The sequence below is a fragment of the Methanoregula sp. PtaB.Bin085 genome, assembly GCF_002067035.1.
In the GTDB taxonomy this organism is placed as follows: domain Archaea; phylum Halobacteriota; class Methanomicrobia; order Methanomicrobiales; family Methanospirillaceae; genus Methanoregula.
Genome location: NZ_MVQB01000046.1, coordinates 145,523 through 156,600 on the forward strand (window position 1 = coordinate 145,523; position 11,078 = coordinate 156,600).

10 protein-coding genes are annotated in these 11,078 nt (G+C 57.0%); 6 read left to right on the plus strand and 4 right to left on the minus strand.

Translation table 11 applies throughout. The features are described 5' to 3' along the window. Positions 1–175 precede the first annotated feature (175 nt). From A4E33_RS10400 to carA, 3 genes are all read right to left on the minus strand, one after another. Complete coding sequence (locus tag A4E33_RS10400) at positions 176–682, minus strand: hypothetical protein (RefSeq protein ID WP_292347897.1); 507 nt, start codon at positions 680–682, stop codon at positions 176–178. A gap of 139 nt (positions 683–821) precedes the next feature. Continuing rightward, a complete protein-coding gene (carB, locus tag A4E33_RS10405; RefSeq protein WP_292347899.1) occupies positions 822–3,989 on the minus strand; it encodes a carbamoyl-phosphate synthase large subunit in 3,168 nt (1,055 codons plus the stop codon). Next, positions 3,989–5,044 (minus strand): glutamine-hydrolyzing carbamoyl-phosphate synthase small subunit, encoded by a 1,056-nt coding sequence (gene carA, locus A4E33_RS10410; RefSeq protein WP_292347901.1) that lies wholly within the window; start codon positions 5,042–5,044, stop codon positions 3,989–3,991. Before carA ends, carB begins: the two co-directional genes overlap by 1 nt. Before the next feature lie 176 nt (positions 5,045–5,220). On the opposite strand from carA, the gene A4E33_RS10415 reads away from it, so the two are divergent. The 4 genes from A4E33_RS10415 (at position 5,221) to A4E33_RS10430 (ending at position 7,343) form a co-directional block, all read left to right on the plus strand. Then, positions 5,221–5,718 carry a ferritin-like domain-containing protein gene (locus A4E33_RS10415; protein ID WP_292347903.1) on the plus strand — a complete coding sequence of 166 codons (498 nt, stop codon included), beginning with the start codon at positions 5,221–5,223 and terminating at the stop codon, positions 5,716–5,718. 118 nt (positions 5,719–5,836) lie between these two features. After that, entirely contained in the window at positions 5,837–6,118 is a 282-nt protein-coding gene (locus A4E33_RS10420; protein WP_292347905.1) for a glutaredoxin family protein, read from the plus strand. Beyond that, a complete protein-coding gene (locus A4E33_RS10425; RefSeq protein WP_292347907.1) occupies positions 6,115–6,642 on the plus strand; it encodes a ferredoxin-thioredoxin reductase catalytic domain-containing protein in 528 nt (175 codons plus the stop codon). Before A4E33_RS10420 ends, A4E33_RS10425 begins: the two co-directional genes overlap by 4 nt. 362 nt (positions 6,643–7,004) lie before the next feature. Beyond that, entirely contained in the window at positions 7,005–7,343 is a 339-nt protein-coding gene (locus A4E33_RS10430; protein ID WP_292347909.1) for a hypothetical protein, read from the plus strand. 9 nt (positions 7,344–7,352) lie between these two features. Here the strand turns inward: A4E33_RS10430 and A4E33_RS10435 are convergent, their stop codons facing one another. Then, positions 7,353–7,934, minus strand: coding sequence for a carbonic anhydrase (locus tag A4E33_RS10435; protein ID WP_292347911.1), 582 nt, complete (start codon positions 7,932–7,934; stop codon positions 7,353–7,355). Positions 7,935–8,375: 441 nt separating this feature from the next. Here A4E33_RS10435 and A4E33_RS10440 point away from each other — a divergent pair, with 441 nt between their 5' ends. Continuing rightward, the gene (locus A4E33_RS10440) at positions 8,376–9,020 is read left to right on the plus strand and encodes a GNAT family N-acetyltransferase (RefSeq protein WP_292347913.1); all 645 of its coding nucleotides are present in this window, start codon (positions 8,376–8,378) and stop codon (positions 9,018–9,020) included. A gap of 116 nt (positions 9,021–9,136) precedes the next feature. Beyond that, positions 9,137–11,077 carry a proton-conducting transporter membrane subunit gene (locus A4E33_RS10445; RefSeq protein ID WP_292347915.1) on the plus strand — a complete coding sequence of 647 codons (1,941 nt, stop codon included), beginning with the start codon at positions 9,137–9,139 and terminating at the stop codon, positions 11,075–11,077. Position 11,078: the final 1 nt, after the last annotated feature.

The following is an 11,078-nucleotide window of genomic DNA, read 5'->3' on the forward strand; positions in this document are numbered from 1 at the left end:
CCTCTTGGTTTTTCCTTTAGTACTAAGCGGTTGTGGCATATATGTTCAGGGTGAGAGAATGGCCCGCCAGATGCGGAACCGTTTCACCGGGGTCCTGAATCAGAACTTCCCGATATTCAAAGAACAAAAAATAGTTGTTCAGGCAATGGATCCTGAACCACCGGATATTGCCTGTTTACTTGGTGACGATAAGTTTACAGTCCATTTCCTGCTGGAAGACGGTCTTGTAGTCGTAGGCACCCTCTTTGTCGAAGATGACTTCCAGGGGTTTGCCGTATTCGACAGTCACGGTGTCCATACCGCCGAAGTAGGCGCCGGTCTGCATGTTGATTGCCTGGACGCCATGGGGCTTGAACTCGTCAGCGTTGACCCAGATAACCTTCGTTCCTTCCTTGACATAGACAATTGACGGATCGGGGGTGATCGTCAGGTCGTTGTTGAAGGTGAACGTGAATGTCGGCCGGGGTGTTGGGGTGGGGGTCGGCGTTGCATTCGGGGTTTCGTTAACGACAACCACGACAACTTCCGTGGTCGGGACTGTTGTCGGGGCAGCCGTCGTCACGACGGTTGTCGGAGCAGGCGTGGGAGTTGCTGTGGCCACGGGTGCTGCAGGCTGGGATGTGCATCCCGCGAGCAGGATCCCGACAAACAGGATTGCGAGAACAACAAAAAATTTCTTCATGCATCTTTTTTTGTTATTTCGGTATATAAGCATATTCAATTTTTTTGGCCCGGAATCACTGGATAAACGGTCCTGCAATCCCGGCCCGCGGATGGTTCCATGCCGGGAAAAAGGGTATTAATCGGGTTTTCCGTCGTAATTACTTCAGATAATGGCTGATTGGCTCAAGCGTCATCTTCTCGCGCTTCACTGCGTCAATGGCGAGCGCTGCTGCCCGCGCTGCCTGAAGGGTCGTAATATAGGGGATCTGGAAGTCCACTGCCGCACGCATGATCTGGTAGTGGTCCTCCCGCGATTTTTTATCCTGCGGGGTGTTGATGATGAGCCGGATCTCGCCGTGCCGCATCATGTCCAGGACATTGGGGGAGCCTTCCTGCACCTTGCGGACAAGGTTTGCTTCGATTCCGGCCTCGTGCAGGTAGTCGACCGTACCTTCCGTGCCGTACAGGATGAGCCCCAGATCCCGCAGTTTCCGCGCGATGGGGATGACATCATTTTTCTGCTCCATGTTGACCGAGATGAAGATGTTGCCCTTGAGCGGGAGCTCGTTGTCTGCCGAGATGCAGGCCTTGTAGAACGCAAGCCCGAAATCGTAGTCGATGCCCATGACCTCCCCGGTGCTCTTCATCTCGGGGCCGAGCATGGTGTCGACACCGGCAAGCTTGTTGAACGGAAGCAGGACTTCCTTGACGGCAACATGGTCTATCTCCCGTTCGCTGTACCCCAGATCTTTCAGCCTCCTGCCGATCATGACCTTTGCTGCAATCTTCGCTATGGGGATGCCGGTTGCTTTCGAGACAAAAGGCACTGTGCGGCTTGCCCGCGGGTTGGCCTCGAGGATGTAGACAATGTTGTCCTTGACTGCCATCTGGAGGTTGACGAGGCCGATGACTCCGAGTCCCAGTGCGAGTTTCCGGGTGTATTCCCTGACCGTATCGATGACCCCGGGCGGAAGGGACTGGGTGGGTATGACACAGGCCGAATCCCCCGAATGGATGCCGGCCTGCTCGATGTGTTCCATGATGCCGCCGATCAGGACCTCTTTGCCATCGCAGACAGCGTCGACATCCAGTTCGATCGCATTCTGGAGGTATGAGTCGATCAGGACCGGGTGGTTCCTGCTGACGCGGACTGCCTCCTTCATGTAGGTCTCGAGCTCGCGTTCGTCATGGACGATCTCCATGGCACGCCCCCCGAGGACATATGACGGGCGGACCAGGACGGGGTACCCGATCTGCTCAGCCTTCTTCTTTGCCTCTGCTTCCGAGTATGCCGAGGTATTGGCCGGGCAGGGGATCTTCAGTTTCTTTAAAAGGAGGCTGAACCGGTCGCGATCTTCGGCGATATCCATGGCATCAGGGCTCGTGCCGAGGATCCGGGTTTTCAGGCCGAGCCGTTGTATCTCCTGCTCGATGGGAACGGCAAGGTTGACGGCATTCTGGCCGCCGAACTGTACCATGACGCCGTAATAACCGTCTTTTTTCAGGATATTCACGACATCCTCGAGCTGCATGGGCTCGAAGAAGAGCCGGTCGGAGGTGTCGAAGTCCGTGGAGACGGTCTCCGGGTTGTTGTTGACGATGTGGACCTCGATGCCCTCTTCTTCCCTCAGGGCCTGGACGGCGTGGACGGTGCAGTAATCGAACTCGATGCCCTGCCCGATCCGGATCGGCCCGGATCCGAGGATGAGCACCTTCTTTGTGTCTGTTGGCACAATCTCGCAGACGGGTTCGCAGGTGGAATAGAAGTACGGCGTATTTGCCGGGAACTCGGCTGCGCAGGTGTCGACCATCTTGTAGGCGGGAGCCGGGACGATCCTCTCGATCTCCTCCGGTTTCCTGCCGGTGATCTGTACGATCTCTGCTGTAGAGAACCCGTACCGCTTCGCGCAGAGGATCTCGTCATCGCTGTCGGGGGCCGCTGCAAGGCGCTTCTCCATGTCCACGATATTTTTGATCTTTTCGAGGAAGAACGGGGTGATGGACGTGAGCTGGACGATTTCGTCAACGGTCATCCCCAGCCGGATGGCGTCAAACAGGCAGTGGAACCGCTCGTCCGTGGGCCTTGACAGGATCATACGGATCTCGCTCGGGCTGGTGTGGGTCTGGACATCGGTATCGAGCGACCGCTTGGCCTTCATGAACGCCTCCTCGATCGTCCTCCCGATAGCCATGACCTCACCGGTGCTCTTCATCGCGGTGGAGAGCGTCCGGTCGGCCCCCTTGAATTTGTCGAACGGCCAGCGGGGGACCTTGACCACGATGTAGTCGATGGCCGGCTCAAAGGATGCCGGGGTGCAGCCGGTTACGGTATTGGTGATCTCGTCGAGGCGGAGGCCGATGGCGATCTTGGCTGCCACCCGGGCGATCGGGTAACCGGTGGCTTTCGAGGCAAGTGCTGACGAACGCGATACGCGGGGGTTGACCTCGATGACACGGTAATCACCGTTCCGGAATGCGAACTGGATGTTGCATCCTCCCTGCACATCGAGCGCCCGGATAATCTTGATGGCGGCGCTGCGCATGGTCTGGAACTCGTCGTCGCGGAGCGTGAGGATCGGGGCGACGACAACACTCTCGCCAGTATGGATGCCCATCGGGTCAACGTTCTCCATACCGCAGATGATGATACAGGTGTCAGCGGAGTCACGCATGACCTCGAACTCGATCTCCTTCCAGCCGAGCACGCTCTCCTCGATCAGGACCTGGTGGATGCGGGAGCGGGAGAGCCCCAGTTCCACGATACGAAGGAGTTCTTCGCGGGTCCTGGCGATACCGCCTCCGGCACCACCGAGCGTGTACGCCGGGCGGACAACCGCGGGGAGACCTACTGCGTTGATCGCCTCTTCAATCTGGGTCAGGCTCGTCAGGATAATGCTCTTTGGTACCGGCTCACCGATCTCCATCATGAGGCTGCGGAACTTCTCCCGGTCCTCGCCTTTGTAGATCGCCTCGAGCGGGGTGCCGAGGATCTCGACATCTTTTAACGCCCCCTTCTCGGCGAGTTCCGCGGTCATGTTCAGGCCGGTCTGGCCGCCCATGCCGGAGAGGATGCCGTCGGGCTTCTCCTTCTCAATGATCTTTGCGATGATGTCTGACCGGAGGGGTTCGATATAGATTGTCTCCGCCATCCCGGGATCGGTCTGGATGGTAGCCGGATTCGAGTTGACCAGGACGACCTCGACGCCCTCCTCCCGCATTGCGCGGCATGCCTGAGACCCGGAAAAGTCGAACTCTGCAGCCTGCCCGATCTGGATCGGTCCTGACCCGATGATCAGGACTTTTCTGATGTGCGCCTTCTTGGGCATTATCCGATCCTCCTGAAGAGGCCGTCAAAATAGTGACATTCGGTATCCATTGGTCCGGCATGCGCTTCCGGATGGAACTGGACGCAGTTGATTCTCAAATCCTCGTTCTCGAATCCTTCAACAGTCCCGTCGTTTGCGTTCACGAACGTTACCTCGCAGCCTTCCGGCAGGGACTCGGCATCGACACAGAAGCCGTGGTTCTGGGTGGTGATGAAGATCCTCCCGTCCACGTACTTCACGGGCTGGTTGGCGCCCCGGTGCCCGAACTTGAGCTTGTAGGTGTCGCCTCCAAGGGCGAGGGCAGCGAGCTGGTTGCCCATGCAGATCCCGAAGATGGGCAGCTCCCCGATGCATTTCTTCAGGGTCGCGATGGCATCCTTTGCCTGTTTGGGATCCCCGGGACCGTTCGTGATGAAGAGGCAGTCGGGCTCGCACCCGAAGATTTCCTCATGGGTGACATTGTGGGGGAAGATATAGAGATCGCCTTTTCTCCGGGTCAGGCTGGTAATGATATTGGTCTTGAGGCCGAGGTCGATGATGGCAACCCGTTTTCCCTTGCCGGGGATGCGGTACGGTGCCTTGCACGACACGGACGGGATCAGGTCGCAGTCAGAGATGGAGGGAGCCTTCTTTGCAAGACGCACGGCATAGTCCCCATCATCGCTCCCGACTACGAGCGCCGCACGCATTGTACCGTGGACCCGGGTCTTGATGGTGAGGCTGCGGGTGTCCACGCCGGACATCCCGAGCAGTCTCTTCTGCTCAAAATAGTCCCGGACCGTCTGTTTCATATCGGGAACTTCGCAGATCTCGCGACAGACAGCCCCGAGGACCTTCACCCCCTGGCTCTGCATGTTCTGTACATCGGCACCGTAGTTCCCGATTGTCGGGAACGTGAACATCAGAATCTGGCCGGCATAACTGGGATCGGAGAGCGCCTCCATGTATCCCGTCATCAGGGTGTTGAAGACGAGTTCTCCAGAACATTCTCCCTCAACACCGAATCCGTCCCCCGTGACAAAAGAACCATCCTCAAGACCCAGAACCGCTTTCATGTTTCCATAGTAGATATGCCGGGTTGGTTATTAACGATAGTGCAGGAGGGCGATCCCGCACCATGTATCCGGCATTGCCCGCAGTCGCCGAAGGGGGTGCCTTTACGGATATGCATTTAAATGATCACCTCCATTACTGGATAGTAAGCAACCCGTATGGTACAGAGGTGAAAATCATGGGAACTCTAGGACGAAAGATTGTCGGAACTGACGTGAAAGATCTCCTGACCCAGCTCAACAAGGCCTTCTCCGATGAATGGCTTGCGTACTACCAGTACTGGATCGGCTCCAAGGTTGTCAAGGGCCCGAACAAGGAGGCAGTCATCGCGGAGCTGACGCTCCATGCAACGGAAGAACTGAACCATGCGACCCTCCTGACGACCCGTATCATCCAGCTCGGGGGGACTCCGGTAACAAAACCCCAGGACTGGTACAAGCTCACCAACTGCGGATACGATGCGCCGACCGACCCGTTCATCGTCAGGATCCTCGAACAGAACATCAAGGGTGAGCAGTGCGCTATCAAGACCTATAATGCCCTCCTGAAGAAGACCAGGGATAAGGATCCTGTCACCTATAACATGCTCCTCACCATCCTGTCGCAGGAAGTTGAGCACGAAGAAGACCTGCAGGCGCTCCTTGAGGATGTCAAGGTCATCATGATGAACAAGTGATGATCGGTCCGACGGATCGCGAATTCCTGTTTCTTTTTTCATCTGGTTTCCGGCCATTATCCCCGGATATAAATACTATCTGCCGCAATCACCTTTCATAGCAGAGGAACGGGTATTCATGGTACTGGAACATGTTGACGGGAAGAACAGGGGAACGGTTATGCTCTATGCACTCTCCACCTGCGGCTGGTGTGCAAAGACCAAGGATCTCCTGCGGGAGCTCGGGATAGCCTTTGATTATACCTATGTTGACCTTCTTGATGGCGAGGAACAAAACAAAGCAATGGACCAGGTCGAGAAGTTCAACCCGAGCGGATCTTTCCCCACGCTCGTCATCGACAACCGGAAGTCCATTGTCGGTTTCAGGGAAAGGGAGATCCGGGAGGCCTTCGGTACATGAGCCCCGTTGAAATCAGCGAAGGGGATATCGACCGGGCTTACGCCTCCCTGAAGAAGGATGCCGCAGAAGGCGGATACCGTATCACGCCCGATACGGAATTTGCCAGGAACCTGATCCGGGGCCTCCTGAAGAATGAGGTGCGGTACGGGTACCGCGCCTGCCCCTGCCGCCTTGCATCGGGGAAGAAAGACGAGGATCTCGATATTGTCTGCCCCTGCGATTACCGGGATGCGGATATCGAGGACCACGGTGCCTGCTACTGCGCCCTGTACGTGAACGAGGAGATCGCAGAAGGCCGACGGAAGGTATCACCCGTCCCGGAGAGGCGGCCTCCCCGTTCGCAGCGCGGTACGCCGGGGGCGCGGGCGGTACAGACTGTTTCAGCAGGCGCAACAGTCCTTGGAGGCCTTCCCCTCCCGGTCTGGCGCTGCAGGGTCTGCGGGTACCTCTGCGCACGCGAGCAGCCCCCGGGGATCTGCCCGGTCTGCAAGGCAAAGAAAGACCGGTTCGAGCGGTTCATCTGATTGTATCTCTCTCTAATTTCTCTCTTGAAAATTCGAAAAACGAGGGATCCTGGTCGAAGAACCCCCGTGAAAGAATATTATTGAAAAATATGAACATGCCCACCCCCTTCGCGAGTCGGTGCGATGCCTCGTCGGGTCGCGCCTGGGCAGGTTACCGGGTCCGGGAAACCGGTTAGGTATTCCTGACAGGTGATTCCGAGGTATCGCAAGCGCCCCCGCCCCCAACGGGGGCAGGGCTGGCGCAAGGGGGGGGAAATTATGTCTGGAAATGAAAAACCAGAGCGGCGTATTTCTCTCCACATAGTGTTCCCCCACCCCTCCATCCGATCCCTAAAAATACCCCTGTACCCAAGATCATGGGTATGACCGGTACCGTGACTGTCGAGATTGTCGGCCTGAAGACCTCGGAATGCTCCCCGTTTCCCTGCGACGAGAACCGCACCTGCGGCCTGACCGGCTGCTACCTGTCGGGGAAACTCGAGAACGCCGTTGCCGAGCTGAAGCAGGTGTTCGGCAGAGTGTATGGCAACCAGGTCGACGTACAGCTCACTCTTATCGACAACGGTGTGCCTGACCATATCCGGAAGATCATCGAGAAGGAATACCCCCCCCTGCCCATGGTACTCGTCAACGGGCGGCTGACCCGGATCGGTCGTATCTCTCTTGACCGGATAAAAAACGAGATTGAAAAGGAACTCTGATTGCCCTCTTCAGGCGATCTTCTTCAGTTCCCCGGTTGCAAGATCGTAATACAGGCCGTGGACCTCGACCCGTTTCTCATCCACGGCTTTTTTCAGGAGCGGGTACGTGAAGAGGTGTTCGATCTGGAGCCTCACATTCTCCTGTTCGATCATCCGGTAGCGCTCGTCGGCTTCCAGAACGGTTTTCGGCGGGCTGATCCTGCTGTCAACGCGTGTTTTTGCCTCGCGGGCATTGTTCAGCCAGAGCGGGATGTAGGAGTCCGTGCTCTCCTTGTCGAGGGCACGGATTGCACCGCAGTTGGAATGGCCGCAGATGACCACGTCTTTTACTTTCAGGTGGACCACGGCATATTCAAGGACCGTGGCGAAGTTCCAGTCGTGGACCGGCACGATGTTGCCGATATTGCGCTGGATGAAGAGTTCCCCGGCCTTTGCCTGGGTGATGTGCCCGGTCTGGAGGCGGGAGTCTGAGCATCCGATCCAGAGGGTTGTTGGGTGCTGGCTTGATGCCAGTTCCCGGTAATAGTCGATATTCGGGGTAAAATCCGTCTGCCTGAACTGATAGTTACCGAGCAACAGCTTGTCGATCACGAAAAACACACCTCTTACCTTGTGTTTGTGCGGGGATACACGACCGCACCCTGTATTCATCCTTGGATTCCGGTTCAAAAAACCTTTCGAAACGGTACCGGCAGCTGCGCCGTAAAGCCGGTATATGCCGGGCAGGATGCCGGGCCGGTCATCGGACGGGTATGCGCGCATAATTGAAAATGAGGCCATTTATGCTTTTTTTCATTGAATAGCGCCATTTTCAGCGGATTTTAAGATAATGGTTGCCAGAGATCTGGCGACAAACTCACGAATATTAATCGTAAGATGATTCCAGACACCTGCGATCACCAGTTTACTATATATGGATGAAGCAATAATCGTTGTAGATTGTCTTACAGACGAAGTATCATGCGATGATCTTCATGTGCTATGCAATCAGCCCTTTTCTGCTAATCCCGCGATGCCGGGCGGAGGTGCAGGATGCCGACCCTGTTCATCAATGCTGATGCCGAATCGGTAAACGAGGACCAGACACTCCTGACCCTCTATGCTCTGGCAGGTGAGGAGAGCGGGGGTTTTGTCACCTTCCGGCCGCATTTCATCCACGAGATCGGCAGGGCTTTCTTCCCTGACGGCACTGCCACAACTCCGGTTACAATAACCGGGGATGTTACCGTCCGGGAACTCACTCCCGCCGAGATGGTGCGGGCCGAACGCGAGCTCTGGATACATTACCACCAGCAGAAGGCGGACAGGGAACACGACCGGCTCTTTGCGGTCTTCACCGGCCCCAAGATCATCGGTGTTGCCCGGTGTGCACGGCATACCGACGGCCTCGAGGTTGACAGCGTCTACGTCCTCGAGGAGTACCGGCTTCATGGATATGCCCGCTCCGTCATGCGGCTCCTGATCGAGGAGTGCGGCCGGAACGAGACACTGTACATGCATTCAAAGACCGAACTGGTGGACTTCTACGGCAGTCTTGGCTTCTATGCAATCCGCGAGGCGGAGCTGCCAAAGACAATCCGCGACCGGTTCGATTTCTGCCTCGGGGAGCTCAAGGGCATTGACGTGTGTCCGATGAAGCGCGATCCCGGGTTCATCCCCAAACAGGAAAACACCTGAAACGACTATCATGGAACAATCCGAACTGACTGAATCTCATTACCGGTTCTCAACACCGGCTGGAAACCGCCGGCTGTTTCACGTTCCGGCATATTGCATGACCTGGACCTGATCGTATGTACACGGAAACGTTCCTTATTGCAGCGGCACTCTATGCAGCAGGATTTTCCATCCCGCTCATCTGGTGGTCCCGCGATCTGCGTGCGGTGAGGACACTCTCCCTGTCCTGCACCATCCTTGCATCGCTCCTCCTCGGTCTGGTTTCGGTCGCCGTTCTCGTCAGCGGGAATGTCATCACATTCATGATATACCGGCCGCTTGCTGAGATCTCCTTTGGTTTCTCCATCGACAGGCTCTCTGGATTCTTCCTCCTCGTCATTGCCGCGGTATCCGCACCGGTTGCCCTGTACGCGTCAGAATATTACGAACACCTTGAAGGAGGATCCAGGCGGAACCTTCTGGCAGGGTGCACGAACCTGTTCATCCTCGCGATGGTCCTCGTCGTGGCCTCGGCCGATATGCTTGGGTTTTTCTTCTTCTGGGAACTGATGGCGGCAGCATCGTTCCTGCTCGTCATGTACGAGTACGACAATCCCGGAACACGGAAGGCCGGTCTCTTCTATTTCATCATGACCCAGCTCTCGACCATGTTCGTTCTTTTCGGGATCATCGCTCTCTCATTCAGGGCAGGTTCGTTCAGATTTTCCGGTGTCGCTGTCCCCGCGGACCCGGTGGTCCTCGCAGCTTTCCTCTCCCTCTTTTTGGGATTCTCCATCAAGGCCGGCATCATACCGTTCCACAAGTGGCTCCCGTACGCCCACCCCGCGAGCCCGACACCGGTCTCGGCCCTCATGTCCGGCCTCATGCTCAAGATCGCCGTGTACGGGCTCGTGCGGTTCCTCCTAGATGTCTTCGCCCCGGATCTCTGGTGGGGCATCCTCATCCTGCTGGCAGGCGTGATCTCTGCAGTCCTCGGAGTCATCTATGCGCTCAAGGAGCACGATATCAAGGGCATGCTCGCGTACTCGAGCATCGAGAATATCGGTATCATCTTCATGGGGATCGGTCTCTTTGTCATCTTCTCGGCCGAGAGCCTCCCGCTCCTTGCCGGCATCAGCCTGCTTGCTGCGCTCTTCCACTCCCTGAACCATGCACTGTTCAAGAGCCTCCTTTTCCTGACGGCGGGTTCCGTGGTACATGCAACACATACCCGCGATATCGAACATATGGGCGGGCTTGCGTGCCATATGCCCGTGACCTCGGCCCTCTTCTTTACCGGCTCAGTTGCCATCGCTGCCCTCCCGCCCCTGAACGGGTTTGCCAGTGAACTGCTCCTCTTCATCGCCATCTTCACGTCCATCACCGTGGTTGATCCGCTCCTCAAGGTCCTCTTCCTTGTCTGCCTTGCCCTCTTTGCCCTGACAAGCGCCCTTGCCGCGGCCTGTTTTGTCAAGGCGTTCGGATCGGTTTTCCTTGCACTTCCCCGCTCCCCTGAAAGCGCCGGAGCTAAGGAAGTCCCGCGAATGATGCTTGCCGGCCCTGTGCTTCTCGCGCTTGCCTGCATCGTCCTCGGGCTGGGGGCGTACCAGCTCTTTGTCCTTGCCGGAATCTCCGTCCCGCTCCCCGACATGATGCTCGTCGGGCTCCTGCTTGCTGTCATGGCAGCTCTTACGTGGACAGCCCTGTATTTCACGGCATCCCGTGCCGAACGGATCAGCGAAACATGGGGCTGCGGAGTTCACCTCCAGGAACCTTCAGCCGAGTATACCGGGCACGGTTTCTCCGAGCCCCTCGACATCATCTTCTCGTCTATCTACCGGACCCGGATCAGGAACGAGCGCGTGTTCTTCGACCAGAAGAACAGCATCTTCCGCGAGGGGACAGCCGAGATTCGTCTCATGAAGGTCTTCGAGGAGTACCTGTACCTCCCGGCCGCCCGCTTCTCGCTCGCATCCGCTACCCGCATTGCCCGTTTCCAGAACGGCTGTCTCGACACGTACCTCCTGTATGTTTTTATCACCGTGATAGCGGTCATGGTTTTCCTGGGGTGGTCCTGAA